Below are 25,655 nucleotides of genomic sequence, written 5' to 3'. Positions count from 1 at the left end.
CGCTGATGTTCAACTTTCAACATCAAGCGCGGCGTGTTCATACGATTACAGCGAGTGGATCTTGGAGGCGCACTACCCCACGCGCGTAGAAGCCGGGACCATCTTCCTGACCGCTCCTGTTCCGCCTGCACCACCCCTCACTCGGCAGGAAGGAAACCCCATGCGCATCCGCTCCGCGCTCACCGCGCTCGCGCTCACCACCGGCGCCCTCGTCGCCCCCGGCTTCGGCGTCCTCGCCTCCGCGACCGACGCGTTCGCCGCCACGAAGATCAGCCACTCCACCGCGACCTCGATGTTCAGCTCGGTCGGCATCACCTGGTCGTCCTCCGGCGGCTGCTCGAACCGCAACGTGAGCACCTGTACATCCTTCGACCAGCTCAATCTGGCGACCGCCCAGGGCGCCCAGACCCTCAAGCGCGCCACCGGCTGCGCCCTCAACATCACCGGCGGCACCGAGATCGGCCACGCCAGCGGCACGTACTCGCACTGGAACGGCTACAAGCTCGACTACGGCAAGAACACCTGCGTCACCAACTACGTCAAGAACACCTTCACGTACATAGGGCTCCGCGGCGACGGCGCACCCCAGTACAAGTCCGGCTCGGGCAACATCTACGCCGACGAGGGCAACCACTGGGACGTCCTCTACTACAACTGCGGCGGCTGCTGACCGCCCGCAGGAGCAGCCCTAGCGCGCGGCGAGGCGCTCAAGGAGTGCCGCGCCGCGCGCCAGCAACTCCCGCTCCTCGTCGGTGAGTTCGGCCTCGATGGCCTGCGCCAGCCATCCGGCCCGCCGTCCGCGCTCCGTCTCCAGGGCGGCCCGCCCCGCGTCGGTCAGCTCCACCAGGGACTTGCGGCCGTCCGTCGGGTGCGGGCGGCGGGTGATCAGCCCCTGCTCCATCAGGAGTCCCACGGCGCGGGCCATCGACTGCGGCCGTACGCGCTGGTCGGCGGCCAGGTCGCTGGTGGTCATCGCGCCGTCCCGGTCCAGGGCGCCGAGCACGGCCACCTGCCCGAGCGGAATCCGGTCCTCGTGCTTCACGCGCCGCGTGAGCTTGCCCATCGCGGTACGCAGTTCGGCGGCGACGGCGGCGGCTTCCGGGGTGGGCATACGGAACTCTAACCCGCAGGTCACCGGCGTACGCGGCGTCGTGAAGAAGTGCACAGCAGAACTGAACAGCACAACTGAACAGCCTTGCTGTAGAGTTTCTTCGTGCCGGGCTCAGCGCCAGCGTCGTCGCAGCCAGGGTCCGGACTCGTTCCGAGCGAAGGAACTCCATGCACGCCACGCACGCTCCGGTCGACGCGACCACCATCCGCACCGTCACCGCCCGCACCGTCCTCGACAGCCGCGGCAACCCGACCGTCGAGGTCGACGTCGTCCTCGCCGACGGGTCCCTGGGCAGCGCCGCCGTCCCCTCCGGCGCCTCCACCGGCGCCCGCGAAGCCGTCGAACTGCGCGACGGCGACCCGGCGCGCTGGCACGGCAAGGGCGTCGACCGCGCGGTCGCCCACGTGAAGGGCGAGATCGCGGCAGCCGTCATCGGCCGCGACGCCGCCGACCAGGCCGGCCTCGACGCGACCCTGACCGCCCTCGACGGCACCCCCGCCAAGTCCCGGCTCGGCGCCAACGCCCTGCTCGGCGTCTCGCTCGCCACCGCCAAGGCGGCCGCCGCCGCGCACCGCCTGCCCCTGTACCGCTACCTCGGCGGCGCCGACGCCCGCACCCTGCCCATGCCGATGATGAACATCGTCAACGGCGGCGCCCACGCGGACAATCCGCTGGACTTCCAGGAGTTCATGATCGCGCCGGTCGGCGCCGCGACCTTCGCCGAGGCCGTCCGGATGGGCTCCGAGGTCTTCCACACCCTGCGCCGCGACCTGCTCGCCGCCGGGCACGCCACCGGCGTCGGCGACGAGGGCGGGTTCGCGCCCGCGCTCCGTACGGCCGAGGAAGCCCTGGACTTCGTCATGGCCGCCATCGAGCGCACCGGCTACCGGCCCGGCGCCGACATCGGTCTGATCATGGATCCGGCCTCCTCGGAGTTCCACCGCGACGGCGCCTACGTGTACACGGGCGAGGGCGTCCGCCGCACCTCCGCCGAGCAGGTCGACTACCTCGCGAAGCTCATCGACGCCTACCCCGTCCTCTCCGTCGAGGACCCGATGGCCGAGACCGACCTCGACGGCTGGCGCGAGCTGACCGCCCGCGTCGGCGACCGCTGCCAACTCACCGGCGACGACGTCTTCTGCACGAACGAGGCCCTGGTCAGGGAGGGCATCCGGACGGGCGTCGGCAACGCGGTGCTTGTGAAGGTCAACCAGATCGGTACGCTGACCGAGGCGCTCGGCACCGTCTCCGCCGCGCGCCGGGCCGGCTGGGCGGTCGTCATCTCGCACCGCTCCGGCGAGACCGAGGACACGACGATCGCGGACCTCGCGGTCGCCACCGGCTGCGGCCAGATCAAGACGGGCTCCCTGTCGCGCTCCGACCGCACCGCCAAGTACAACCGGCTCATCCGGATCGAGGAGGAGCTGGGCGCGAGCGCCGTCTACGCGCCGAGGCTCGTGTGACGGACGCCCGTGTGACGGGCCTCTCACGCTCCGGCGCCGACCGCCTTTGTGCGACCCCTACAAGCGAAGAGGGGTCTGAGCAGTAACTATGGCTGCATGAGGCGCCGGTTCTGTTCAGGGCTACCAGGAAAACGAGCCGGAGACTGTGCGAAGTCGACGGCCCGTTTTCCTTGGTCGGCTTCGTATGGTCACTACATGACCGTTTTGGACGACACCGCCTCCGCCGGGGACGATCCCACCGACGCCCGCGGACGCGTGGCCGAGCTGCACGCGATCCGTGAGCTGGCCCTGCGCGGACCGAGCGAGAAGGCGACCGAGGCCCAGCACGCCAAGGGCAAGCTGACCGCGCGCGAGCGCATCGAGCTGCTGCTCGACGAGGGGTCGTTCAACGAGGTCGAGCAGCTCCGCCGGCACCGGGCGGTCGGGTTCGGCCTGGAGGCCAAGAAGCCCTACACCGACGGTGTCATCACCGGCTGGGGCACGGTCGAGGGCCGTACCGTCTTCGTCTACGCGCATGACTTCCGGATCTTCGGCGGTGCCCTGGGCGAGGCCCACGCCACGAAGATCCACAAGATCATGGACATGGCCATCGCGGCCGGTGCCCCGCTGGTCTCGCTCAACGACGGCGCGGGCGCCCGCATCCAGGAGGGCGTCTCGGCGCTCGCCGGGTACGGCGGCATCTTCCAGCGCAACACCAAGGCGTCCGGCGTCATCCCGCAGATCAGCGTGATGCTCGGCCCGTGCGCGGGCGGCGCGGCCTACAGCCCCGCCCTCACCGACTTCGTCTTCATGGTCCGCGAGACCTCGCAGATGTTCATCACGGGACCCGACGTCGTCAAGGCGGTCACCGGCGAGAACATCACGCAGAACGGGCTCGGCGGCGCCGACGTCCACGCGGAGACCTCCGGCGTCTGCCACTTCGCCTACGACGACGAGGAGACCTGCATCGCCGAGGTCCGCTACCTCCTGTCGATGCTGCCGCAGAACAACCGCGAGAACCCGCCGACCACCCACTCCGACGACCCCGCGGACCGCCGCGGCGACGTCCTCCTCGACCTGGTCCCGGCCGACGGCAACCGCCCCTACGACATGGCCAAGGTCATCGAGGAGCTCGTCGACGACGGCGACTACCTGGAGGTCCACGAGCGCTGGGCCCGCAACATCATCTGCGCCCTGGCCCGCCTCGACGGCCAGGTCGTCGGCATCGTCGCCAACCAGCCGCAGGCCCTCGCCGGTGTCCTCGACATCGAGGCGTCCGAGAAGGCCGCGCGCTTCGTCCAGATGTGCGACGCCTTCAACATCCCGATCGTCACGCTCCTCGACGTCCCCGGCTTCCTGCCGGGCGTCGACCAGGAGCACGGCGGCATCATCCGCCACGGCGCCAAGCTCCTGTACGCGTACTGCAACGCCACTGTCCCGCGCATCTCGCTCATCCTGCGCAAGGCGTACGGCGGTGCTTACATCGTCATGGACTCCCAGTCCATCGGCGCGGACCTGACCTACGCCTGGCCGACCAACGAGATCGCCGTCATGGGCGCGGAAGGCGCCGCCAACGTCATCTTCCGCCGCCAGATCGCCGAGGCGGAGGACCCCGAGGCCATGCGCGCCCGCATGGTCAAGGAGTACAAGTCCGAGCTGATGCACCCCTACTACGCGGCCGAGCGCGGCCTGGTCGACGACGTCATCGACCCCGCGGAGACCCGCGAGGTACTGATCAAGTCCCTGGCGATGCTCCGCACCAAGCACGCCGACCTGCCCTCCCGCAAGCACGGCAACCCGCCGCAGTAGCGGCACCCACTCGTAGGAGACCCGCCCATGTCCAACACTGACATCCGTGTCGAGAAGGGCCACGCCGAGCCCGAGGAAGTCGCCGCCATCACCGCGATCCTCCTCGCCCGCGCCGCCGCCCAGCCGGCCGCCCCCGCCCACCGCGTCCGCCAGAACCGCGCCGGCTGGCGCCGCCTGGAGCGCGAGCCCGGCTTCCGCGCCCCGCACAGCTGGCGCTGAGCGCACACAGCGGCCCACGACAGCGGCCCCGCCCTCCGTGAGGAGGGCGGGGCCGCTGTCGTAGCTGTGCGGGTGGCTAGCGAAGGCGCGCCATCAGCGCGTGCTCCACCAGCGTGATCAGCGAGGACTTCGCGTCCGCGCGGTGGCGGGCGTCCGTCGTGATGATCGGGGTGTCGGGGCCGATCTGCAGCGCCTCGCGGACCTCGTCGGGGCCGTAGGGCTGGTTGCCGTCGAAGCCGTTGAGGGCGATGACGAAGGGGAGGCCCGAGTTCTCGAAGTAGTCGACGGCCGGGAAGCAGTCGGCGAGGCGGCGGGTGTCGACGAGGACGACGGCGCCGATCGCGCCGCGCACCAGGTCGTCCCACATGAACCAGAAACGGTCCTGGCCGGGCGTGCCGAACAGGTACAGGATCAGGTCCTGGTCGAGCGTGATGCGGCCGAAGTCCATGGCGACCGTGGTGGTCGTCTTGTCCCCCGTGTGGGTGAGGTCGTCGATGCCCGCGGACGCGGACGTCATGACGGCCTCGGTGCGCAGCGGGTTGATCTCCGACACGGCGCCGACGAACGTCGTCTTGCCGACGCCGAACCCGCCGGCCACCACGATCTTCGCGGACGTGGTGGAACGACTTGGAGTTGCCGGCCCTCCGCTAGAGCTTGCGAAGTCCACTGAGCACCCTTTCGAGCAATGTCACGTCTGGCTGACCGCCGGCGCTCTCGTCGCCGCCGGGCTGATGGATGGCGACCAGGCCCGCCTCCGCCAAGTCGGCGACGAGAATCCTGGCCACGCCGAGAGGGATGGTGAGCAGGGCCGAGATCTCGGCCACCGACTTGATCTCCCGGCAGAGCTGGCAGATCCGCTGGTGCTCGGGCAGTTGGCCCTGCAACTGGTGCGGCTGCGCGGTGGTGTGCACCAGCGCCTCGATGGCGAGCTGGTAGCGGGGCCTGGTGCGGCCGCCCGTCATCGCGTACGGGCGCACCAGGGGGTTGTTCTTCGCAGCGGGCGCGGGGCTCGCGTCGGGACGCGGCTGCGGCTGCACAGGCTGGATGCGGGGTGCCGACGGCTGGTCGTAGGGGCCGGGCTGCCGGGCCGGCCGGGCATGGCTCGGCGTGGACGGGAAGTTGTACCGGTTCCCCGACCCGTTGTCACGGTGCGCGCCCGGCTGACCCTGGCCCTGTGCGGGGCCGTAGGGCGGCCAGTGGGCCGACGAACCGCTCGGGGGTGTTGCTGAACCAGACACGTACTTCCTCCTCCGACTGCGCTGGGCACCATCACTGTGGAGCCGCGTCCCGAAACTTTACGGCCACGGGACGCGGAAACGCACCGCCTGTCTGCTAGTTGAGAAGGCTTCCCTGTAGCTCGGCGCGCAGGTCCGGGGTGAGAACCGTGCCCGCGCGGTCGACGAGAAGTGCCATCTCGTACCCGACGAGGCCAATGTCCGCTTCGGGGTGTGCAAGGACGGCGAGGGAAGAACCGTCGGAGATGGACATGATGAAGAGGAATCCCCGCTCCATCTCCACAACTGTCTGGTTCACCGCGCCACCCTCGAAGATGCGGGACGCGCCCGCGGTCAGCGAGGTCAGTCCCGACGCGACGGCCGCCAGCTGGTCGGCGCGGTCGCGGGGGAACCCTTCGGACATCGCCAGAAGGAGTCCGTCGGCGGAGACCACCACCGTGTGGGACACCCCGGGGGTGTTGTCCACGAAGTTCGTGATCAACCAGTTCAGGTTCTGTGCCGCCTGGCTCATCGGGCTCACACTAACGCTCCTGGATGTAGGTGCTGTCAGGGCCACCGGGAAACCCGCTGTCCTGGCCGTTCTTCGTCACTACGGTCGCTGTGGTCACTGCTGCTCACTACCGCCTTCACTGCGTCCACGCTGCACGCCGCGCCGCAGATTGCTCAGCCGGCCCCGGACGTCCTCGGGGGCTCGGGATATCTGCGGGCCGCCCTGCGGCGTGGACTCCGCGGCGCCCTCGATCAAGTTGGCCTTGGGCACCCGGCGCGGCAGTCCGGAAGCGGTGACACCGCCCGCCTTGGGCTGCTTGAGCCGCTCCGCGCGCCCCCACCGCTCGTCGTTGGCCGAGCGCCAGTCGGTCGTCTCGTCGGAGCCGGCCGCCGCGGGAGCTTCCTGCGCGGGGTCCTGGCGCTGGAGGGCGCCGGCGCCGCGGCGCGGCAGTCCGGCGTCCGTTACCTCGTGCGTGACGGAGGGGGAGGGACCGGCCGCCGGTCCTGATCCGGCGGTGGTGCCCGGGCCGAAGCCTACGCTGTCCAGGTCCGCCGCGTCAGCGGCCTGCGCGGATTCCGCATCGGGCGCGTACGACGACCCGAAGTCGCCCTGGTAGGACTCCCGTACTGGCCAGTCGTCCTGCTGACCGCGGTCCGGGTAGGCCGCGTAGGCGTCCGCGCCGGCTTCCGCATAGCCGTCCGGCGAGGTGTGTCCCGACGCGTACGCGCCCTGCTGCCCGTTGTCGTAGGACGGCTGCGCGGGGGCGAAGGGGTCGTACCCGTTCTGCTGCGAGGTGTCGTAGGAAACCTGCTGCTGATCGGTGTAGACGCCCTGACCCTGATCGTCGTAGGCGATCTGCTGCTGCGGGTCGTAGCCGAGCTGCTGGCCGTCGTACGCCGACTGATCCGGGTAGCCCGAGTGATCCGCCTGCTCCTGCTGGGCCGGGTGGGGCTGGGCCTGCGGGACCTCGTCGCGGAAGAGCGGACGGTCGTCCACCGCTTCCTGGCCCTGCGCCTGCGCCTCCAGGGCCGCACGGCGCTCCTCGCGCATCAGGGAACGGCCGACCGGGTCCAGCTCGCGGGCGTCGTCCGGAACCTCGTAGCGGCTGTCGTCGAAGCCCAGCTCGGCCGCGGTGCGCAGCGGCGCCTTCTCGAACGCCTGCTGGGGCTGCTGCTCCTGCTGCGGGATCATCGTCGAGACGGTGAACTCGTCGAAGTCGGTCGCGTTGCCGCCCTGCCCGCCGCCGCCACCGTGGGTGATGGCCTCCGGGAGCATGACGAGCGAGGTCGTGCCCGCCTGCTCGCCCGAGGGGCGGAGCTGGACACGGATGCCGTGCCGGTCGGCGAGGCGGCCGACCACGAACAGGCCCATGCGCTGGGAGATCGCGGCGTCCACGGTCGGCGGGTTGGCCAGCTTGTGGTTGATGTCCGCGAAGTCCTCGGCGGTGAGGCCGATGCCCTTGTCGTGGATCTCGATCATGATGCGGCCGTCGGGGAGACGGGTCGCGGTGACGCGGACCTTGGTCTGCGGCGAGGAGAACGTCGTGGCGTTCTCCAGGAGCTCGGCGAGCGCGTGCACGAGGTCGGTGACCGCGCGGCCGTGGATGTCGGCCTCGGGGACGCCGGACAGCTCGATGCGCTCGTACTGCTCCACCTCGGAGGAGGCGGCGCGCAGGACGTCGACGAGGGGGACCGGCTGGTCCCAGCGGCGGCCGGGCTCCTCGCCGGCGAGGACCAGGAGGTTCTCGCCGTTGCGGCGCATACGGGTCGCGAGGTGGTCCAGGCGGAAGAGGTTCTCCAGCTGGTCCGGGTCGGCCTCGTTGTTCTCCAGGTCGGTGATGAGGGTCAGCTGGCCCTCGATCAGCGACTGGTTGCGGCGCGACAGGTTGGTGAAGATCGCGTTGATGTTGCCCCGGAGCAGCGCCTGCTCGGCGGCGAGCCGGACGGCCTCGCGGTGCACCTGGTCGAAGGCGCGGGCGACCTCGCCGATCTCGTCACGCGTGTTGATCGGGATCGGCTGGACGCGGGTGTCGACACGGCCCGGCTCGGTGCGCGAGAGCTGGTCGACCAGCATCGGCAGACGCTGCTCGGCCACGTCGAAGGCGGCGGAGCGCAGGCGGCGCATCGAGCGGGACATCTGGCGGGCCATCATCCCGGCGATGATGAACGCGGCGAGCAGGGCGATCACGACGGCGGCACCGATGATGATCGCCTGCTGCTTCGCGTCGGCGGCGATGCCGGACGCCTCGGTCACGGCCTTGTCGGCGAGGTCGGACTCGATGGTGCGGTACATGTCGAACTTGGCGGTGTTGACCGCCCACCAGTTCTCGGCCGTCACGCCCTTCTCGGCGAGGGCGACGCGGGCGCTGGGCTGGGTGCTGGGCATCCCGACGATGGCGGCGACCATGTCGGTCGTCTCGGCCGGCGGCGGGACGTAGTCCGGGTCCTTCGCCTTCGCCGCGGCGGCCTGCTTGGCGCCGTCCTTCTTCAGCTGCTCGGCCGCGTCCTCGAGCTTCTTGAGGTCCTCGGGCGTGCCGCCGCCCTTGTACTCCTCGACGGCGATGTTCTCCAGGTAGGCGTAGCTGCCGAGCGCGGTGCGCTGCTTGGCGAAGCTCTCGGAGGACACGCCGGGCTTGACCAGGAGGTGCATGCCGATGGAGCGCTCCAGGGAGAGCGCCGCCTTGGTGAGCGAGATCGCGTAGACCGTACGGCCGTAGCTGGTGATGTTGCCGGTGCCGAGGCCCAGCTCGTTGGCGAACTCCATCAGCGGGTGCTGGATGGCGACGTAGCCCTCTTCGGTCGCGACGCCCGGGAGCTTGGATGTGTAGGACGCGGCGCGCAGCTGGTCCAGGCCGCCCTCGACCTTGGTGAACTGCGCGAGACGGCGCTCCAGGCCCTCCTTGTGCGGCATGTTCTTCGCCGCGGCGTGGAACTCGGTGGCGGCGGAGTCGGTCGCCGCGCGCGCCTTGACCACGTCGGGGTCGTTCTTCTTGCCCTGCAGGAGCGGCGCGGCGGAGATGTCGCGCTCCTCGACGAGCCGGTTGCCGTAGGTCAGCGACGCCTGGACGAGGCGCGCGGTGGACTCGGCGTCCTCGGCCTCGTGCCAGGTGTCGATGGAGTTCTTGACCTGGAAACCGCCCATGACCAGGCCGACGAGGACGGGTATGAGAAGAATGGCGTTCAGCTTGGTGGGCACACGCCAGTTGCGCGGCGACATCCGGCCGCCCGACGGCTCGGGCGCCGCCGTCTCGGCCGGGGCGGCCTGCGCCGCTGTACGCGGCGGCGGGGTGAAGTTGCCCCGCGCCGACGCCGGCTCGGGACTGTTCTTGCTTCGCCTCACTCGACCAACAACCTCTCGGCGTCGGCACTCACGTCGTGCCGCGGTATGTCTTCAGGCCCGATCTACTGGGCAGTTCGACGCATTCCAGCACGTCAGGAGGCGCACCTCCAAACAGTCGGAAGCGGAACCTCCCCGTGATGTATGCCCCAGATAAAACGGTCATAAAGAGCGAGCCCCGCCAAAAGGCGGGGCTCTTGTGCGCACAGTGGAACCAGGTGTGCGCGACGTGTGTCTACGCCCATGGAATTCTCTGTCGAAACGTTATGAACACAGCGGCCCCGCGTGTCAAACGCCACAGGGGCCGCCGAAATCGCTACGACAACTACCGTACGGTTCTGGCCACTTGATGGCCGACTTCCGACTGTTTCCGGCTGCCTCACCGGCTACTTCAGGCGGGCCATCAAGGCGTGCTCCACCAGCGTGATCAGGGCACTCTTCGCATCGGCCCGGTGCCGGGCGTCCGTCGTGATGATCGGAGTGTCGGGACCGATCTGCAGCGCCTCGCGCACCTCCTCGGGGTTGTACGGCTGATGCCCGTCGAACCCGTTGAGGGCGACGACGAACGGCAGCCCCGAGTTCTCGAAGTAGTCGACCGCGGGGAAGCAGTCGGCGAGCCGGCGGGTGTCGACGAGGACGACGGCGCCGATCGCGCCGCGCACCAGGTCGTCCCACATGAACCAGAAACGGTCCTGCCCGGGGGTGCCGAACAGGTACAGGATCAGGTCCTGGTCGAGGGTGATACGGCCGAAGTCCATGGCGACCGTCGTGGTCGTCTTGTCCCCGGTGTGGGTCAGGTCGTCGATCCCGGCGCTGGCCGAGGTCATCACGGCCTCGGTGCGCAGCGGGTTGATCTCGGAGACCGCGCCCACGAACGTGGTCTTGCCGACGCCGAAGCCACCGGCCACCACGATCTTGGCCGAGGTCGTCGACCGGGGCGCCGCCCCGGTGGCGCCGTCAGAGCTTGCGAAGTCCACTGAGAACCCTTTCGAGCAGAGTCACGTCCGGCGCACCGCCGTTGTTCTCGTCGCCGCCAGGCTGGTGGATCGCGACGAGCCCGGCCTCGGCCAGGTCCGCGACGAGGATCCGGGCCACCCCGAGCGGCATCGACAGGAGGGCCGACACCTCGGCCACCGACTTCACCTCACGGCACAGGTGGCAGATGCGCTGGTGCTCGGGGAGCAGCGTCATCAGCGCCGCCGGGTCGGCGGTCGTGGAGACGAGCGCCTCTATCGCGAGCTGGTAGCGCGGCCGGGTCCGGCCGCCGGTCATCGCGTACGGGCGGACCAGCGGCTGGTCGCCCTCAAAACCGTAGGCAGACTGTGCGGCTGCGCTGCCGTACGGATCGTGAGGAGCGGTGGGCGGGGTCATGGATCCTCCGGGCGGGACGGCGGGCCTGACGGCCTGCCGTCTGAGGGTGGGCCGGTGGGGGGATTGTGACGGCCTTACGGTGACAGGACGCAGATCGGAAGGGGATTACGTGACTTCTCTGGTCTCCGGGGCGGGTGATGCACCAGACTTCTGGTGTGGCCGGGGTTACCGGCCGTCACCCCGGTCAGGTCAGTGCAGAAGACTGCCCTGCAGCTCTGCGCGCAGATCCGGGGTGAGCACGGCGCCCGCCCGGTCGACGAGGAGCGCCATCTCGTATCCGACGAGGCCGATGTCGCAGTCCGGGTGCGCGAGCACGGCGAGCGACGATCCGTCGGAGACGGACATGATGAAGAGGAAGCCGCGCTCCATCTCCACGACAGTCTGATTGACCGGGCCGCCCTCGAAGATTCTCGAGGCCCCCGCCGTCAGCGACGTCAGACCCGACGCCACGGCCGCCAGCTGGTCGGCGCGGTCGCGCGGGAAGCCCTCGGACATCGCGAGCAGCAGACCGTCCGCGGACACCACGACCGTGTGGGAGACCCCCGGCGTGTTGTCCACGAAGTTGGTGATCAACCAGTTCAGGTTCTGTGCCGCCTGGCTCATCTGGCTCAACTAACGCTCCTGATTGTGAGTGGGGCGGGGGTAGCTGCCGGTCTGGCCGGAGTTACCGGCCTGCCGACCCTGCTGGATGCCCCTACGGAGATTGGTCAGCCGTCCCCGCACCTCGTCGGGTGCGCGTGAGACCTGCGGGCCGGTCTGGTTCTGCTGCTGTTCCTGGGCCGTGCCCGCCACGAGGTTCGCCCGCGGCACACGGCGCGGCAGACCCGAGACGGTGACGCCGCCCGCGGCGGGCTTGCGCACCCGCTCGGCCTGACGCATCAGCTCGTCGTTGGGGGACTGCCGCCAGTTCGACGGGGTCTGGCCGGCGTCGGGGGAGACGGGCGCCTGACGGGCCGCGCCGTTCCCGTCCTGCGCGCGCTGCGGCAGACCGCGCTGCGGCAGGGAACGGCCCTGCGGAGCGGGCTGCGCCTGCTGCGGGACCTGACCCTGAGCCTGACCCTGGTAACCGTTCTGGCTGGCCTGGCCGTTCTGGTTGCCCTGGCTCTGCTGGCCGTGGAACCAGTTCGTCTCGAGCGTGTCGTACAGCGGGGTGCGGCCGTCGCCGGGACCGGCGGCCGGCGGCAGGTAGTCCTGCTGCGGCTGCTGCGGCTGCGCCGGACGCTCGTACGCATACGGGTCCTGCTGCGCCGGCGCCTGGTACTGCTCGTACTGGCCGGTGTCGGACGGGCCCTGCGGCTGCTCGTAGCGCGGCTGCTCGTACTGGCCCGTGTCCGACGGGTTCCGCTGCGGCTGCTGCGGCTCGTACTGCGCGAACTGGCCGGTCGCGGCCGGGTCCTGCGGCCGCTCGAACTGACCGGTGTCCGACGGGTTCGGCCGGCCGGGTATCCCGCCACCCGGTATGCCGCCGAAGACGTCGGAGCGGACGAACTGGCCGTTGTCCTGGTCCGCGGGGCGCGGCGCGTCGAAGTCGGGGCGGGCGAACTCGGCCGTGGCGGCCGGGCCCTGCTGCGCGTCCTGCACCCGGGGGTAGCGCGCCGTCGAGTCCGGCTCGTCGTGCTCGCGCGGCGCGTCGAGGCGCGGCTGCGCGTTCTCGTCGCCCCAACTCGGCACGCGCGGCTGCGGGTTGCCGCCCGGCAGCTCGGCACGCGGGCCGCCGCGCGGAGGCAGCACCGGACGGCGGCGGCCGCCGCCCTGCTGCTGCTCGGCCGGGTCGTTGTGGGTGCGCTGCTGCGGCGGGACCGGGCCCTGCCCGAACACACCAGTGCCGGAACCGGTCGGCGCCTGCGGGGCCGGCGCGCTCTGCGGGTTCTGGGAGACCTGCGGGTTCTGCTGGTTCTGCGGGCCTCGCTGGGCGCGCGCGGGCAGCGAGGGCTGCTGCCGCTGCGGCGCCTGCGGGTTCTGCGGTGCCTGCGGGTTCTGGGGTCCGCGCGGCTGGCCTTGCTGACCCTGCTGGCCCTGCGGACCGGAGTCGCGGGGACCCTGCGGGACCTGCGGGTTCTGCGGGCCGCGGGGGCCCTGGCCCTGCGGATGCTGCGGGTTCTGCGGACCCGGCGCGCCGTCCCGGCTGGGCAGTGCCGCGCGGGGGCCGCCGGCACCCGCGCCGACCTGCGGGCGCGCTCCACCGGGAGCGGCGTTCAGCCGGCCCGCCGCGCCGTTGCCCGCGCCACCCGGTGCGACACCGCGGCGTGCGGCGGAGGCACCGGCCGCGGCCTGCGCGGCGGCGGGACCGCCACCGCCGGGACCACCCTGACCGGGCAGCTTCTTGCCGCCCTGGGCGACGTCCACGGGGAGCATGACCAGCGCGGTCGTACCACCGGAGTCGGAGGGGCGGAGCTGGATGCGGATGCCGTGGCGCTGCGACAGACGGCCGACCACGAACAGACCCATGCGGCGGGAGACGGAGACGTCCACGGTGGGCGGCGCCGCGAGCCGCTCGTTGATCGCGGCGAGGTCCTCGGGGGAGAGGCCGATGCCGGTGTCGTGGATCTCGATGAGGACGCGGCCGTCGGGCAGCGCGTGACCGGTCACCTTCACCTTGGTCTGCGGCGAGGAGAACGAGGTCGCGTTCTCGAGCAGCTCGGCGAGCAGGTGCACGAGGTCGTTGACGACGCGGCCCGCGACCTCGGTGGTCGGCACCGAGGCCAGCTCGATGCGCTCGTACTGCTCCACCTCGGAGGCGGCGGCGCGGAGCACGTCGACGAGGGGCACGGGGCGCGTCCAGCGACGGCCCGGCTCCTCACCGGCGAGGACGAGGAGGTTCTCGCCGTTACGGCGCATGCGGGTCGCGAGGTGGTCGAGCTTGAACAGCGAGGAGAGCTGGTCGGGGTCGGCCTCGCGGGACTCCAGCTCGGAGATGAGCGAGAGCTGGCGCTGGATGAGGCCCTGGGAACGCCGCGAGAGGTTGGTGAACATCGCGTTGACGTTGCCCCGGAGGAGGGCCTGCTCGGCGGCGAGGCGGACGGCCTCGCGGTGCACGTCGTCGAAGGCCGCGGCCACCTGGCCGATCTCGTCCCGGGAGTGCACACCGACCGACTCCACGGACGTGTCGACGTCCTGCGGGTCGGACTCGGAGAGCTGCTTGACCAGCTCGGGCAGGCGGTCCTGGGCGACCTTGGTCGCAGTGTCCTGGAGCCGGCGCAGCGAGCGGATCATGGAGCGGGCCACGACGAACGCGCCGACGAGGGAGACGCCGAGGACGATCAGGATCAGCGCACCGTTGACGATGGCGGACTGCTCGGGGGAGTTGCGCAGCTCACGGGCCTGCTGCTCCATCTGGTTGAGCAGCGTCAGCTCGATCTTGGACATCTCCTGGATCCGGGAGCTGTCCGCGTCGACCCAGTCCTTGTAGGAACGCTTGTCCTGGGTCCGGACGCCGTCCGTCTTTGCCAGTACGCGCTCCGCGTACTTGTCGGCGGCCTTGATGGTGGCGTTGTTCTCCTCGATGGGCTTCAGCAGCTCCGTCGCCGCGACGTTGCCGTAGACGCTCCGGAACGAGTCGAGCTCAGACTTCTGGTTGTTGGCGGCACCGAGCGCGTACTGGCGGTCAGTGTCCGAGATCGAACCGAACTGAGTGCTGTTGGCCGGCAGCGCGGCGGCGATGACGGCGCGCTGTTCGGACGCGTACTCCTTGGCCGAGGAGAAAGCGGCCAGGGCGCGGGTCCGCTGGATCATCTCGGGGCTGCTGGTGGCCTGGGCCATGTCCGTGGACAGGGAGAGCAGCTGCTCGATGATGCGCGCGTACGCCTCGACCGTCTGCGACGAGTTGGTCTTTCGGGCGTAGGCGCTCCGCCGGATCTCGTTGATGCTGATCAGCTCGTGAGCGATCTGCACGGCGTGCTCGCGCACGCCGTTGAGGCTGTCGGCGTCGCCCTCGATGTCCGTGGTGCCCTGCAGGAACGTGTCACGGGCGCGGTTCGTCTTCTCGCGCGCCGCCTTGATGTTGAAGTCGTTCGTCGCCTTGGGGTCGTTGGACAGCGGACCCGCCGACTGGTCGCGCTCCTCCTGGAGCGCCGAGGCCAGGTCGGTGGCCTGCTTCGTCATCTCGGTCAGCAGCTTCATGTTGTCGAGCTGCTGGATGTCGTCCAGGGACTCCGCGATCCGCAGGGCGCCGAGGGAGGTGGCGGCGACCACGGGCAGCGTGAGCAGAGCGACCAGACGGGTCGAGATGCGCCAGTTGCGCAGGGCGACGCGAGGGCCGGGGCCCGTCGGTCCCTTCGGCTTGGCGGGGGCCGGCTCGGGCGTGGCGGCACCGCCGGGCGTCGTGGAGCGCCCGTCGCGCTCCTTGACGTCGACGGACGCCGTGCGCCCCGGGTTCTGGGCGTGCGGGGGCTGGGAGCCGCCTGTTATCGGGCCGGTCCCGCCGCGCGGCTCCGGCTCCGCCGCAGCGCTGCCATCCCTGTTCTTACGTCCCTGCACTAGCGTCGCAACCTCTGGACCAGGCGTCCCGCTCGCGTATGCGGGCAGGACGGTGTCGGCGTAGTTCGAGGGGCGACCTGAAACGCCCCCCTGTTGGTCGTGAGTGACCGGCGTCGGCTCCCCCTCCACCGCCGCCGCTCGGCGCTTGTGTCGCGCCCCCGTGCGCCGGCGCAGTCCGCGGCGGTCCCGGGAATTTCAGCACAGTGCAGGATCTCCAACAAGGCCCGAGGGACGCACCGCACCACCCGTGACACCACGTGAGGGAAGGGTAACCAGCCGTAGAAAGTGATCTAGGGGAAACCGGGCATTCGCGGAGGTTCCCCGTACGGGTGGGGGGTGTCCCAGTCGCCATGATCGGGAGCGGAATGGTGCCTTCAGTGGCGCAATGTCCGTTTCTCTGGCCCTGCATGTCAGCCCGAAGTGCCCCTTTTGGGTGTCTCTCCGTGAGCAAACTCACACGCAAGCGATCACAACTTCCCGGCTTTCGGCGGGAATCAGATGTTTAGCCTGACGCTTTACACAGAGGGCCACACCGACAATCGCCGACACGAAAAGGTGCACGAGCGCAGCCATGAAGACGAAGACGATGTTCCTGAACCTGGCCAACCCGCGGCGCACCACCCTGGCGCACCTCAAGGACGCCGAGGAGATCCAGGCCGCGCCGCACCTGCCGGAGCACGCCGTCGAGCTGCCGACGAACACCGCCAACCCCCGGCGCACGATCCTCATGGAGAAGCCGCAGCCGCAGACCGTGGCGTAGCGCGAACGGAGAAGCCGCGGCAAGGGCGCTCGCGTTAGCCTGGGCAGGTCACATCCCACCCGGGCCCAACGCAAGAATGAGGGGCGCAGCCACCCGTGCGCATCGCCAGATTCTCCATCGACGGGAACGTCGCCTTCGGCGCGGTCGAGGGCGACAAGCCAGACGAGCTCGTCCTCGACATCATCAAGGGCATCCCCTTCGCGGACTTCGAGCTCTCCGGCACCAAGGTCCCGCTGAGCAAGGTCCGGCTGCTGCCGCCCGTGCTCCCCAACAAGGTGATCGCCTTCGGCCGCAACTACGCGGAGCACGCGAGGGAGCTGGGCAACGAGGTCCCCGACACCCCCTTCGCCTTCTTCAAGCCGTCGACGTCCGTGATCGGCCCCGGCGACGAGATCCAGTACCCCTCGTTCTCGCAGGAGCTGCACCACGAGGCGGAGCTGGCCGTCGTCATCGGGCGGATGTGCCGCGAGGTCCCGGCCGCGCGCGTCAACGACGTGATCCTCGGCTACACCGCCGCCAACGACGTGACCGCGCGCGACGTGCAGAAGCGCGAGAAGCAGTGGGCCCGCGCCAAGGGCTTCGACACGTCCTGCCCGCTCGGCCCCTGGGTGGAGACGGACCTGGACGTGGCCGCCGCCTCCGACCTCGGCATCCAGTGCACGGTCAACGGGCAGCAGCGCCAGCTCGGCTCCACGTCCCAGATGATCACGTCCATCCCGGACCTGATCGCCAACATCTCCGAGGCCATGACCCTGCTCCCGGGCGACGTCATCCTCACGGGCACCCCGGAAGGGGTCGGCCCCCTGGCGGTCGGCGACGAGGTCGCCGTCAGCATCGAAGGCATCGGCACTCTCACCAACAAGGTTGTCAAGCGTGGCTAGCGCACCCGTACGCGTCCGTTTCTGTCCCTCGCCCACCGGTAACCCGCATGTGGGCCTGGTCCGCACCGCCCTGTTCAACTGGGCCTTCGCGCGCCACAACCAGGGCACCCTCGTCTTCCGCATCGAGGACACCGACGCGGCCCGCGACAGCGAGGAGTCGTACAACCAGCTCCTCGACTCGATGCGCTGGCTCGGCTTCGACTGGGACGAGGGCCCGGAGATCGGCGGCCCGCACGCCCCGTACCGGCAGTCGCAGCGCATGGACATCTACAAGGACGTCGCGCAGAAGCTCCTCGACGCCGGCCGCGCCTACTACTGCTACTGCTCCACGGAGGAGCTGGACGCCCGCCGCGAGGCGGCCCGCGCCGCCGGCAAGCCGTCCGGCTACGACGGCCACTGCCGCGAGCTGACCGCCGAGCAGAAGCAGGCGTACGAGGCGGAAGGCCGCAAGCCCATCGTCCGCTTCCGGATGCCCGACGAGACGATCACCTTCACGGACCTGGTCCGCGGCGACATCACGTACGAGCCGGAGAACGTGCCGGACTACGGCATCGTCCGCGCCAACGGCGCCCCGCTGTACACGCTGGTCAACCCGGTCGACGACGCGCTGATGGAGATCACCCACGTCCTGCGCGGCGAGGACCTGCTCTCCTCGACCCCGCGCCAGATCGCCCTGTACGCGGCGCTCAAGGACCTCGGCATCGCCAAGGAGACCCCGCTCTTCGGGCACCTCCCGTACGTCATGGGCGAGGGCAACAAGAAGCTCAGCAAGCGCGACCCGCAGTCGTCGCTGAACCTCTACCGCGAGCGCGGCTTCCTCCCCGAGGGCCTGCTGAACTACCTCTCGCTGCTCGGCTGGTCCCTCTCGGCCGACCGCGACATCTTCTCGATCGACGAGATGGTCGCCGCGTTCGACGTCGCCGACGTGCAGCCGAACCCGGCCCGCTTCGACCTCAAGAAGTGCGAGTCGATCAACGGCGACCACATCCGCCTGCTCGACCCGAAGGACTTCGCGGCCCGCTGCGAGCCCTGGCTGAAGGCCCCGTTCGCCCCGTGGGCGCCGGAGCAGTTCGACGAGGCGAAGTGGGCGGCGATCGCCCCGCACGCCCAGACCCGCCTCAAGGTCCTCTCCGAGATCACCGACAACGTCGACTTCCTCTTCCTGCCGGGGCCGGTCTTCGACGAGGCCAGCTGGACCAAGGCCATGAAGGAAGGCTCCGACGCCCTCCTCGTCACGGCCCGCGAGAAGCTGGAGTCCGCGGACTGGACGTCCCCGGAGTCCCTCAAGGAAGCCGTCCTGGCCGCCGGCGAGGCCCACGGCCTCAAGCTCGGCAAGGCCCAGGCCCCGGTCCGCGTAGCGGTCACCGGCCGCACGGTCGGCCTCCCGCTCTTCGAGTCCCTGGAGATCCTGGGCAAGGAGAAGACCCTGTCCCGCATCGACGCGGCCCTGGCGAAGCTCGCCGCCTGAGCCTGCCGAGCGCGTACCGGACGTCCCGGTCGACGGAGAATCCTCCGTCGACCGGGCCGTCCGGCGTTACGGTCATGACATGCCGCAGCACGCACCCGCCGGGCCCCTCGGACCCGTCAAGGCCATCGTCTGGGACATCGACGACACCCTCTTCGACTACGCCACCGCCGACACGGCCGGCATGCGCGCCCATCTCGCCGCCGAGGGCCTGCTCGACGCCTTCGGCACCGCCGAGCAGGCGCTCGTTCGCTGGAAGACGCTGACCCGTGAGCAGTGGGCCCGTTTCGAGGCGGGGGAGACCGACTGGGAGGGGCAGCGTCGCGACCGGGTGCGGGCGTTCGTGGGGGAGGCCCTCGACGACGCGGCGGCCGATGCCTGGTTCACGCGCTATCTGGGCCACTACGAAGCCGCCTGGGCCCTGTTCCCGGACACCGTGCCCGTCCTGGACGCCCTCGCGCGCACGCACCGCCACGCGGTCCTCTCCAACTCCTCGCTCCACAACCAGGACCGCAAACTCCGCGTCCTCGGCGTCCGCGACCGCTTCGAGGCCCTGCTGTGCGCGGCCGAACTGGGGGTCGCCAAGCCCGACCCGGCCGCCTTCCAGGCCGTCTGCGACGCGCTGGGCCTCGCCCCGCACGAGGTCGCGTACGTGGGTGATCAGCCGGACACCGACGCGCGCGGCGCCGTCGAGGCGGGTCTGACCGGGATCTGGCTGGACCGCACGGGGATCGGCGGCCGCCCCGAGCTGGTCCGCGTCACCGCCCTCGACCAGCTGCCCGCGCTCCTGGCCCGCGATACCCGTTTTGGAGCGCCGGAGACCTTCGGGTAATGTTCTTCCTGCGCCGAGGGAAGCGAGCCGAAAGGCTGGCCCGGAAGCGCAAGCCGAACAAAGGTCCCGACGGGATTGGCGTTCCGGTGGCCTATGGTGTAATTGGCAGCACGACGGTTTCTGGTTCCGTTAGTCTAGGTTCGAGTCCTGGTAGGCCAGCTCGCAGAGCTCATCTGCAACCGTGGATTCCAGATCCACAAAGCCCCCGTTGTGTAGCGGCCTAGCACGCTGCCCTCTCAAGGCAGTAGCGCCGGTTCGAATCCGGTCGGGGGTACAGATCCTTCCCACGAGGACGGCACGGGTAGCTCCCACCGACTTCGATGCAGGATCGCTAGGGCCCCCGTTGTGTAGCGGCCTAGCACGCCGCCCTCTCAAGGCGGTAGCGCCGGTTCGAATCCGGTCGGGGGTACTGGTCGGACCCCGGTGGTCCGAACCACTGTGGCCTATGGTGTAATTGGCAACACTACGGTTTCTGGTACCGTCATTCTAGGTTCGAGTCCTGGTAGGCCAGCTCTGCAGAGCTTATCTGCAACCCGCGGATCCGATCCGCAAGGCCCCCGTTGTGTAGCGGCCTAGCACGCCGCCCTCTCAAGGCGGTAGCGCCGGTTCGAATCCGGTCGGGGGTACAGAACGAAGAGGCCCTCCCCATCGCGGGGAGGGCCTCTTCGCGTACGTACAGCCTGGTCCCGCAGGTTCCCACAGCGAGTGAGTCCGGACACAACTCCGGCCGGTCGCTGCGGCGTTGGAGCGACCGGCCGGAAAGGGCAGAGGGATCGGACGAGTGGTGGATCAGCCGGTGCGGCGCAGGGCCTCGGACAGGCGGCCCGCGGCGTCGATCACGGCCTGGGCGTGCATCCGGCCAGGGTGCCGGGTCAGGCGCTCGATGGGCCCGGAGACCGAGACGGCGGCCACCACGCGGTTCGACGGGCCGCGCACGGGCGCGGAGACGGACGCGACGCCCGGCTCCCGCTCACCGATCGACTGGGCCCAGCCCCGGCGCCGGACGCCCGACAGGGCCGTCGCCGTGAAGCGGGCGCCCTGGAGGCCGCGGTGCAGACGCTCCGGCTCTTCCCAGGCCATCAGGATCTGCGCGGACGAACCGGCCTTCATCGTCAGCGTCGAACCGACCGGAACCGTGTCCCGCAGCCCGGACAGGCGCTCCGCGGCGGCGACGCAGATGCGCATGTCGCCCTGGCGGCGGTAGAGCTGCGCGCTCTCGCCCGTGACGTCCCGCAGATGCGTGAGCACCGGGCCCGCGGTCGCGAGCAGGCGGTCCTCGCCGGCCGCCGCGGAGAGCTCCGCGAGACGCGGGCCGAGAATGAACCGGCCCTGCATGTCCCGCGCCACCATGCGGTGGTGTTCGAGGGCCACCGCCAGGCGGTGGGCCGTCGGTCTTGCCAGTCCGGTGGCCGCTACAAGTCCTGCGAGGGTCGCGGGCCCGGACTCCAGGGCGCCCAGGACAAGGGCTGCCTTGTCCAGAACGCCGACGCCGCTACTGTTGTCCATGCGTCGATACTCCCGTCTCACTCTGTGAAACGCAAGTTCAATTTCCCGTGGAACTTGCCACTCTGTACGGACGCCGGTCCGTGGACCAACGGACCCGGCAGCCGACGTCCGGTACGAGGGGTACGAGCGACGGCGATCCGAACTCTCTAGTGGGACCGGCGCATCCCGGCCGGCCGAAGGGAAAGCGATGGGTAGGACACTCGCGGAGAAGGTCTGGGACGACCACGTCGTCCGGCGCGCCGAGGGCGAGCCCGACCTCCTCTTCATCGATCTGCACCTGCTGCACGAGGTGACCAGCCCGCAGGCGTTCGACGGTCTCCGGCAGGCCGGGCGCCAGGTGCGCCGCCTCGATCTCACCATCGCCACCGAGGATCACAACACCCCGACCCTCGACATCGACAAGCCGATCGCCGACCCGGTCTCGCGGGCCCAGCTGGAGACGCTGCGCAAGAACTGCGCCGACTTCGGGGTACGCCTGCACTCGCTCGGCGACGTCGAGCAGGGCGTCGTCCACGTCGTGGGACCGCAGCTGGGCCTGACCCAGCCCGGCACCACCGTGGTCTGCGGCGACTCGCACACCTCCACGCACGGCGCGTTCGGCGCGCTGGCGTTCGGCATCGGCACCTCGCAGGTCGAGCACGTGCTCGCCACACAGACGCTGCCGATGGCCCGCCCGAAGACCATGGCCATCACGGTCGACGGCGAACTGCCCGAGGGCGTCACGGCCAAGGACCTGATCCTGGCGATCATCGCCAAGATCGGCACCGGCGGCGGTCAGGGCTACATCATCGAGTACCGCGGTTCCGCCATCGAGAAGCTCTCGATGGAGGCCCGCATGACCATCTGCAACATGTCGATCGAGGCCGGCGCCCGCGCGGGCATGATCGCCCCGGACGCCACCACCTTCGACTACCTGAAGGGCCGCGCCCACGCCCCCGAGGGCGAGGAGTGGGACGCCGCGGTCGCGTACTGGAAGACGCTGCGCAGCGACGACGACGCGGTCTTCGACGCCGAGGTGTTCATCAAGGCCGACGAGCTGTCCCCGTTCGTGACCTGGGGGACCAACCCCGGCCAGGGCGCCCCGCTTTCGGCGACCGTCCCCGACCCGGCTTCGTACGAAGACGCTTCGGAGCGCTTCGCCGCCGAGAAGGCCCTGGAGTACATGGGCCTGACCGCCGGGCAGGCGCTGCGCGACATCAAGGTCGACACCGTCTTCGTCGGCTCGTGCACCAACGGCCGTATCGAGGACCTGCGCGCCGCCGCCGCCCTCGTCGAGGGCCGCAAAGTCGCCGACGGCGTACGGATGCTGGTCGTCCCGGGCTCCGCGCGGGTCGGTCTCCAGGCTGTCTCCGAGGGGCTGGACAAGGTCTTCAAGGAGGCCGGCGCCGAGTGGCGGCACGCGGGCTGCTCGATGTGCCTCGGCATGAACCCGGACCAACTCGCCCCCGGCGAGCGCTCCGCGTCCACCTCCAACCGCAACTTCGAGGGCCGCCAGGGCAAGGGTGGCCGCACCCACCTGGTCTCGCCCCAGGTCGCCGCCGCCACCGCCGTCCTCGGCCACCTGGCCTCCCCGGCCGACCTGTCCGACGCCGACGCCCGTACGCCCGCTGGAGTCTGATCAGCCATGGAAGCATTCACCACGCACACAGGGCGGGCCGTCCCGCTGCGCCGCAGCAACGTCGACACCGACCAGATCATCCCGGCCCACTGGCTCAAGAAGGTGACCAGGGACGGGTTCGAGGACGGGCTGTTCGAGGCCTGGCGCAAGGACCCCGAGTTCGTGCTCAACAAACCGGAGCGCGCGGGCGCCACGGTGCTGGTCGCGGGCCCGGACTTCGGTACCGGATCCTCCCGTGAGCACGCGGTGTGGGCGCTGCAGAACTACGGGTTCAAGACCGTCATCTCCTCCCGGTTCGCCGACATCTTCCGCGGCAACTCGCTCAAGAACGGCCTGCTGACCGTGGTCCTGGACCAGAAGGTCGTGGAGGCGCTCCAGGAGCTGGTGGAGAAGGATCCGCAGGCCGAGATCACCGTCGACCTGGAGCAGCGCGAGGTCCGCGCCGAGGGCGTCACCGCCTCCTTCGAGCTCGACGAGAACTCCCGCTGGCGGCTGCTCAACGGGCTCGACGACATCAGCATCACGCTCAGCAACGAGAGCGACATCGCCGCCTACGAGGCGAAGCGCCCCTCGTTCAAGCCGCAGACAGTGCAGGTCTGAGCGAGCCCCACTCGGTCCCCGGGCAAGGCTCATTCAGGCCACATCCGCAGACCCCGTACCCCCAATCGTGCATCGGTTGGGGGTACTTCTGTGTCCGGGCCCGGCCGCCCCCGCGAGGCCTCCGCGGGTACCCCCTCCCGACCAGCAACTCCCTTGATTGACAGGGGTGTTCCTGGGGTACGCGGGACTCGGTGCCGCTCTGCACGAGCGTGCCGCGCACGGCCTCAGGAGGCGCTTGTGGGGCGGGAGTTACCCCCTGCGGAGGCGACAACTCGCCCCAGATGGCACAATCTGTGCATGGAACACGACGGCCAACTCCAGCTGTACGCGGCGGTCGCGAACCAACTCAAGGAAGCGCACGCCCGAGTGCGCGCACTGCAAGTCCCGGAGGGCGTACGGATGGCGCTGACCCGGAAGCTGCTGGCCATTACGGCCGCGGCCAAACACGATCTCGCCGGTGCGGCCAGACGTCTGGAGCGATTCGGTGCGGACCTCGACGACTTCGAAGAGGGCTCCGGCACGGAAGAGGAACTCTGAGACGGCCGAGTTCGTTGCGGCACAAGGGTGATTAGCCCGTTTCGTGTTTGATTTGCGGTATATATCTGCCTAACGTGCGAAAAAGCCGGGGCGAAAGAGATTCGTTCCGGCAATGTCTCCGAAGGGGAAGACGTGAACAAGGCGCAGCTCGTAGAAGCGATTGCCGACAAGGTCGGTGGCCGTCAGCAGGCCGCCGACGCCGTCGACGCGGTACTCGACGCCATTGTCCGTGCCACGGTCAACGGGGACCGGGTCTCGGTCACCGGCTTCGGTTCGTTCGAGAAGGTGGACCGCCCGGCCCGGTACGCCCGCAACCCGCAGACGGGCGAGCGTGTCCGGGTCAAGAAGACGTCCGTGCCGCGCTTCCGCGCCGGTCAGGGCTTCAAGGACCTGGTCGCGGGCTCCAAGAAGCTCCCCAAGAACGATGTCGCGGTCAAGAAGGCGCCCAAGGGCAGCCTGACCGGCCTCGCTTCGGCGACCGTCAAGAAGGCCGCGGCCAAGAAGACGACCGCCAAGAAGGCCACCGCCACCGCCGCCAAGAAGGCCACGTCGGCGAAGAAGGCGACGCCCGCCAAGAAGACGACGGCCACGGCGAAGAAGACCGCCGGCACCACCGCCAAGAAGGCGTCCCCCGCGAAGAAGGCGACGGCGACGAAGTCCACCGCCGCCACGGCGAAGAAGGCGTCCCCCGCCAAGAAGGCCACGGCGACGAAGTCGACCGCCGCCGCCAAGAAGGCGTCCCCCGCGAAGACGGCCCCCGCCAAGAAGGCCACGGCCAAGAAGGCGCCCGCCAAGAAGTCGACGGCCCGCAAGACCACGACCGCCAAGAAGACCACCGCCCGCAAGAAGTAAGGGCACACGCCACAAGGCTGCTCACGCGCCGGGCCGGGCTCCCCTCGGGGAGCCCGGCCCGCGGCGTGTCCGGCGTCTGCGGGGCCGGGTCAGAAGGTCTGGAGGGTCACGAGCGCGATCTGCCGCGCCTCGCCCTCGCCCCGCACCTCGATCCGTACCCGCTGCCCCGGCCGCAGCAGCCGCAGGCCGCCCGCGTCGAAGGCGGCGGCGTCGAACGGCAGCGGCGTCCCGTCGTCCAGGAGGACGCTGCCGGAGCGGGAATCGGGGTCGTACGTGTACGCGGTGGCCTGCATACGGGCAGCGTACTCAGTCCTCTCCGCCCTCTGCGGCCTCCAGTCCTTCCTTCCCGCTCTCTAGTCCTGGGCCGCGTCCAGGGACAGCAGCCCGGCCGTGGCCCGCGCCGTGTACGGGCCGACGCCGAGCGCGAGCGCCGCGCGCAGGTCGTCGCCGGTGTCGACGTCCTGGCGTACGGAGTCGACATCGCCGAGCGGGAGTTCCGCCGCGCCGGACGCGGTGTGCCGGGCCCGGGAAGCCGCGCCGAATGCCGGGGAGAATTCCGCGCCGGGTGAAGCGGACAGCAGCGTCGTGCCGATTCCGGCGGCGTCGGGCAGGAATGCCCGGGGAAATGCGGTGGCCGCGCCGAGAACACGGGCCAATTCCAGGGGACGCAGCGCAGGGAGATCCGCGTTCAGCGCTGCCACGGGTGCGGCGGGGCGTGCCGCGCGTACGTACTGGGCGCCATGGGCGAGAGCCGCATTGAGACCGGCCTGCGGCGTGTCGGGGACGATACGGGCGCCGAGAGCCCCCAGTTCACGGCCGGCGCGGACATCGTCCGTGACGACCACCACATCGCCCACCGCCGCGCACGCTTTCGCGGCGGCCACGGTGTCCTGGGCGAAGGCGAGCGCGAGGCCGGGACGCAGGCCGCCGGCCGCGGGCGCCAGCCTGCTCTTGGCCCGCACCAGCGGTTTCAGCGGTATCACCAGGGTCCACTGCACGACCCTATTGTGACCTGTGCATGAGGTGAGCCGGTTCGGGCGGGCGTACGGTGTTCTCGACAGACCGGTGGCCTGGGGCGACACTTGTGCGGCCCGACGGGGCCCACCCGCCAGGTC

24 protein-coding genes and 5 tRNA genes are annotated in these 25,655 nt (G+C 70.3%); 17 read left to right on the top strand and 12 right to left on the bottom strand.

Annotation, left to right across the window (positions count from 1 at the left end; translation table 11 throughout):
* The first annotated feature begins 160 nt into the window (after positions 1-160).
* Entirely contained in the window at positions 161-670 is a 510-nt protein-coding gene (locus tag N5I75_RS00980; protein WP_476673248.1) for a hypothetical protein, read from the top strand.
* A gap of 18 nt (positions 671-688) precedes the next feature.
* On the opposite strand, the gene N5I75_RS00975 is transcribed toward N5I75_RS00980, so the two are convergent.
* The gene (locus N5I75_RS00975) at positions 689-1,111 is read right to left on the bottom strand and encodes a MarR family winged helix-turn-helix transcriptional regulator (protein ID WP_476673247.1); all 423 of its coding nucleotides are present in this window, start codon (positions 1,109-1,111) and stop codon (positions 689-691) included.
* Positions 1,112-1,278: 167 nt separating this feature from the next.
* Between N5I75_RS00975 and eno the strand changes: the two genes are divergently transcribed.
* The 3 genes from eno to N5I75_RS00960 all read left to right on the top strand — a co-directional run bounded on the left by eno (position 1,279) and on the right by N5I75_RS00960 (position 4,581).
* Positions 1,279-2,574, top strand: coding sequence for a phosphopyruvate hydratase (gene eno, locus N5I75_RS00970; RefSeq protein WP_476673245.1), 1,296 nt, complete (start codon positions 1,279-1,281; stop codon positions 2,572-2,574).
* 195 nt (positions 2,575-2,769) lie between these two features.
* The gene (locus N5I75_RS00965) at positions 2,770-4,362 is read left to right on the top strand and encodes an acyl-CoA carboxylase subunit beta (protein WP_476673243.1); all 1,593 of its coding nucleotides are present in this window, start codon (positions 2,770-2,772) and stop codon (positions 4,360-4,362) included.
* Positions 4,363-4,389: 27 nt separating this feature from the next.
* Positions 4,390-4,581 carry an acyl-CoA carboxylase subunit epsilon gene (locus N5I75_RS00960; protein WP_476673241.1) on the top strand — a complete coding sequence of 64 codons (192 nt, stop codon included), beginning with the start codon at positions 4,390-4,392 and terminating at the stop codon, positions 4,579-4,581.
* Positions 4,582-4,657: 76 nt separating this feature from the next.
* On the opposite strand, the gene N5I75_RS00955 is transcribed toward N5I75_RS00960, so the two are convergent.
* The 8 genes from N5I75_RS00955 to N5I75_RS00920 form a co-directional block, all read right to left on the bottom strand.
* A complete protein-coding gene (locus tag N5I75_RS00955) occupies positions 4,658-5,248 on the bottom strand; it encodes a GTP-binding protein (RefSeq protein WP_324775244.1) in 591 nt (196 codons plus the stop codon).
* Positions 5,229-5,819 (bottom strand): DUF742 domain-containing protein, encoded by a 591-nt coding sequence (locus N5I75_RS00950; RefSeq protein ID WP_476673238.1) that lies wholly within the window; start codon positions 5,817-5,819, stop codon positions 5,229-5,231. Before N5I75_RS00950 ends, N5I75_RS00955 begins: the two co-directional genes overlap by 20 nt.
* A gap of 94 nt (positions 5,820-5,913) precedes the next feature.
* Positions 5,914-6,327 (bottom strand): roadblock/LC7 domain-containing protein, encoded by a 414-nt coding sequence (locus tag N5I75_RS00945; protein WP_026057603.1) that lies wholly within the window; start codon positions 6,325-6,327, stop codon positions 5,914-5,916.
* A gap of 93 nt (positions 6,328-6,420) precedes the next feature.
* Positions 6,421-9,645 carry a sensor histidine kinase gene (locus N5I75_RS00940; protein ID WP_476673236.1) on the bottom strand — a complete coding sequence of 1,075 codons (3,225 nt, stop codon included), beginning with the start codon at positions 9,643-9,645 and terminating at the stop codon, positions 6,421-6,423.
* 383 nt (positions 9,646-10,028) lie between these two features.
* Positions 10,029-10,619: a GTP-binding protein gene (locus N5I75_RS00935; protein WP_324775236.1), complete on the bottom strand. Its 591-nt coding sequence runs from the start codon at positions 10,617-10,619 to the stop codon at positions 10,029-10,031.
* Positions 10,600-11,013 carry a DUF742 domain-containing protein gene (locus N5I75_RS00930; RefSeq protein ID WP_476673233.1) on the bottom strand — a complete coding sequence of 138 codons (414 nt, stop codon included), beginning with the start codon at positions 11,011-11,013 and terminating at the stop codon, positions 10,600-10,602. The genes N5I75_RS00935 and N5I75_RS00930 overlap by 20 nt, the downstream gene beginning before the upstream one ends.
* A 189-nt stretch (positions 11,014-11,202) precedes the next feature.
* Entirely contained in the window at positions 11,203-11,616 is a 414-nt protein-coding gene (locus tag N5I75_RS00925; RefSeq protein ID WP_164305831.1) for a roadblock/LC7 domain-containing protein, read from the bottom strand.
* Positions 11,617-11,625: 9 nt separating this feature from the next.
* Positions 11,626-15,489, bottom strand: coding sequence for a sensor histidine kinase (locus N5I75_RS00920; RefSeq protein WP_476673231.1), 3,864 nt, complete (start codon positions 15,487-15,489; stop codon positions 11,626-11,628).
* Positions 15,490-16,060: 571 nt separating this feature from the next.
* Here N5I75_RS00920 and N5I75_RS00915 point away from each other — a divergent pair.
* The 9 genes from N5I75_RS00915 (at position 16,061) to N5I75_RS00875 (ending at position 20,053) form a co-directional block, all read left to right on the top strand.
* On the top strand, positions 16,061-16,249 hold the full coding sequence (locus N5I75_RS00915) for a hypothetical protein (protein WP_476673229.1): 189 nt from the start codon (positions 16,061-16,063) through the stop codon (positions 16,247-16,249).
* 95 nt (positions 16,250-16,344) lie between these two features.
* Positions 16,345-17,130, top strand: a complete 786-nt coding sequence (locus N5I75_RS00910; RefSeq protein ID WP_476673227.1) for a fumarylacetoacetate hydrolase family protein — start codon at positions 16,345-16,347, stop codon at positions 17,128-17,130.
* A complete protein-coding gene (gltX, locus tag N5I75_RS00905) occupies positions 17,114-18,598 on the top strand; it encodes a glutamate--tRNA ligase (protein WP_476673225.1) in 1,485 nt (494 codons plus the stop codon). The genes N5I75_RS00910 and gltX overlap by 17 nt, the downstream gene beginning before the upstream one ends.
* 79 nt (positions 18,599-18,677) lie before the next feature.
* The gene (locus N5I75_RS00900; RefSeq protein ID WP_476673223.1) at positions 18,678-19,427 is read left to right on the top strand and encodes an HAD family hydrolase; all 750 of its coding nucleotides are present in this window, start codon (positions 18,678-18,680) and stop codon (positions 19,425-19,427) included.
* Positions 19,428-19,514: 87 nt separating this feature from the next.
* A tRNA-Gln gene (locus N5I75_RS00895) sits at positions 19,515-19,586 on the top strand.
* Positions 19,587-19,628: 42 nt separating this feature from the next.
* Positions 19,629-19,701 (top strand) — tRNA-Glu (locus N5I75_RS00890).
* A 62-nt stretch (positions 19,702-19,763) separates the two neighbouring features.
* Positions 19,764-19,836: transfer RNA gene (locus N5I75_RS00885), tRNA-Glu, on the top strand.
* A 30-nt stretch (positions 19,837-19,866) separates the two neighbouring features.
* A tRNA-Gln gene (locus N5I75_RS00880) sits at positions 19,867-19,938 on the top strand.
* Between the two features lie 42 nt (positions 19,939-19,980).
* Positions 19,981-20,053, top strand: a tRNA-Glu gene (locus tag N5I75_RS00875).
* Positions 20,054-20,216: 163 nt separating this feature from the next.
* Here N5I75_RS00875 and ndgR read toward each other — a convergent pair.
* Positions 20,217-20,933, bottom strand: coding sequence for an IclR family transcriptional regulator NdgR (gene ndgR, locus N5I75_RS00870; RefSeq protein WP_324767461.1), 717 nt, complete (start codon positions 20,931-20,933; stop codon positions 20,217-20,219).
* A gap of 187 nt (positions 20,934-21,120) precedes the next feature.
* On the opposite strand from ndgR, the gene leuC reads away from it, so the two are divergent.
* The 4 genes from leuC to N5I75_RS00850 all read left to right on the top strand — a co-directional run bounded on the left by leuC (position 21,121) and on the right by N5I75_RS00850 (position 24,540).
* A complete protein-coding gene (leuC, locus tag N5I75_RS00865) occupies positions 21,121-22,551 on the top strand; it encodes a 3-isopropylmalate dehydratase large subunit (RefSeq protein WP_476673221.1) in 1,431 nt (476 codons plus the stop codon).
* 6 nt (positions 22,552-22,557) lie between these two features.
* A complete protein-coding gene (gene leuD, locus N5I75_RS00860; RefSeq protein ID WP_476673219.1) occupies positions 22,558-23,151 on the top strand; it encodes a 3-isopropylmalate dehydratase small subunit in 594 nt (197 codons plus the stop codon).
* A 297-nt stretch (positions 23,152-23,448) separates the two neighbouring features.
* The gene (locus tag N5I75_RS00855; protein WP_394430041.1) at positions 23,449-23,688 is read left to right on the top strand and encodes an SCO5555 family protein; all 240 of its coding nucleotides are present in this window, start codon (positions 23,449-23,451) and stop codon (positions 23,686-23,688) included.
* Between the two features lie 132 nt (positions 23,689-23,820).
* Positions 23,821-24,540, top strand: a complete 720-nt coding sequence (locus tag N5I75_RS00850) for an HU family DNA-binding protein (RefSeq protein ID WP_476673217.1) — start codon at positions 23,821-23,823, stop codon at positions 24,538-24,540.
* 89 nt (positions 24,541-24,629) lie between these two features.
* Here N5I75_RS00850 and N5I75_RS00845 read toward each other — a convergent pair whose 3' ends face one another.
* On the bottom strand, positions 24,630-24,833 hold the full coding sequence (locus N5I75_RS00845; protein WP_476673215.1) for a hypothetical protein: 204 nt from the start codon (positions 24,831-24,833) through the stop codon (positions 24,630-24,632).
* A 60-nt stretch (positions 24,834-24,893) separates the two neighbouring features.
* Positions 24,894-25,538 (bottom strand): 2-phospho-L-lactate guanylyltransferase, encoded by a 645-nt coding sequence (cofC, locus tag N5I75_RS00840; protein ID WP_476673213.1) that lies wholly within the window; start codon positions 25,536-25,538, stop codon positions 24,894-24,896.
* Positions 25,539-25,655: the final 117 nt, after the last annotated feature.

This window comes from Streptomyces sp. R818 (genome assembly GCF_056172735.1).
This window is presented reverse-complemented; position numbering and strand designations above follow the sequence as displayed.

What these genes read in the sequence shown, in the direction of transcription:
- N5I75_RS00980 (WP_476673248.1), top strand. Translation starts at nt 161, where the DNA reads ATGCGCATCCGCTCCGCGCTCACCGCGCTCGCGCTCACCACCGGCGCC.
- N5I75_RS00975 (WP_476673247.1), bottom strand. Translation starts at nt 1,111, where the DNA reads ATGCCCACCCCGGAAGCCGCCGCCGTCGCCGCCGAACTGCGTACCGCG.
- eno (WP_476673245.1), top strand. Translation starts at nt 1,279, where the DNA reads ATGCACGCCACGCACGCTCCGGTCGACGCGACCACCATCCGCACCGTC.
- N5I75_RS00965 (WP_476673243.1), top strand. Translation starts at nt 2,770, where the DNA reads ATGACCGTTTTGGACGACACCGCCTCCGCCGGGGACGATCCCACCGAC.
- N5I75_RS00960 (WP_476673241.1), top strand. Translation starts at nt 4,390, where the DNA reads ATGTCCAACACTGACATCCGTGTCGAGAAGGGCCACGCCGAGCCCGAG.
- N5I75_RS00945 (WP_026057603.1), bottom strand. Translation starts at nt 6,327, where the DNA reads ATGAGCCAGGCGGCACAGAACCTGAACTGGTTGATCACGAACTTCGTG.
- N5I75_RS00930 (WP_476673233.1), bottom strand. Translation starts at nt 11,013, where the DNA reads ATGACCCCGCCCACCGCTCCTCACGATCCGTACGGCAGCGCAGCCGCA.
- N5I75_RS00925 (WP_164305831.1), bottom strand. Translation starts at nt 11,616, where the DNA reads ATGAGCCAGGCGGCACAGAACCTGAACTGGTTGATCACCAACTTCGTG.
- N5I75_RS00915 (WP_476673229.1), top strand. Translation starts at nt 16,061, where the DNA reads ATGAAGACGAAGACGATGTTCCTGAACCTGGCCAACCCGCGGCGCACC.
- N5I75_RS00900 (WP_476673223.1), top strand. Translation starts at nt 18,678, where the DNA reads ATGCCGCAGCACGCACCCGCCGGGCCCCTCGGACCCGTCAAGGCCATC.
- ndgR (WP_324767461.1), bottom strand. Translation starts at nt 20,933, where the DNA reads ATGGACAACAGTAGCGGCGTCGGCGTTCTGGACAAGGCAGCCCTTGTC.
- leuC (WP_476673221.1), top strand. Translation starts at nt 21,121, where the DNA reads ATGGGTAGGACACTCGCGGAGAAGGTCTGGGACGACCACGTCGTCCGG.
- leuD (WP_476673219.1), top strand. Translation starts at nt 22,558, where the DNA reads ATGGAAGCATTCACCACGCACACAGGGCGGGCCGTCCCGCTGCGCCGC.
- N5I75_RS00855 (WP_394430041.1), top strand. Translation starts at nt 23,449, where the DNA reads ATGGAACACGACGGCCAACTCCAGCTGTACGCGGCGGTCGCGAACCAA.
- N5I75_RS00845 (WP_476673215.1), bottom strand. Translation starts at nt 24,833, where the DNA reads ATGCAGGCCACCGCGTACACGTACGACCCCGATTCCCGCTCCGGCAGC.